Source organism: Stenotrophomonas sp. SrG (assembly GCF_050031795.1).
In the GTDB taxonomy this organism is placed as follows: domain Bacteria; phylum Pseudomonadota; class Gammaproteobacteria; order Xanthomonadales; family Xanthomonadaceae; genus Stenotrophomonas; species Stenotrophomonas rhizophila_A.
This window is the reverse complement of record NZ_JBNBBE010001478.1, coordinates 1-234: the sequence shown is the minus strand read 5'-3', so window position 1 is coordinate 234 and position 234 is coordinate 1. Positions and strand designations below refer to the sequence as shown.

Here is a 234-nt window from a genome sequence, read left to right as displayed (position 1 = left end):
GGAGTCACTCACCAACGCGATGCGCCACGCACCACTGGCTTCGCTCATCGAGGTCCGCGTCACCGCGGACGCGCTCGCCGCCGAAGTGTCCGTTGTCAACGACGGCATGCCCTTCTCGACCCCAGGCGCCGAACCCGGAGCCGCCGGCGGATACGGGATTCCCGGACTGCACGAGCGCGTCGCGCACGTCGGTGGCACACTGACCGCGGGTCCGGGCGACGGTGGGCGCTGGGT

At 71.4% G+C, this 234-nt stretch carries 1 protein-coding gene; it reads left to right on the top strand.

Annotation, left to right across the window (positions count from 1 at the left end; genetic code table 11):
* A partial coding sequence (locus ACQG3P_RS24310) for an ATP-binding protein (protein WP_426806483.1) occupies positions 1-234 on the top strand: 234 nt, incomplete at both ends.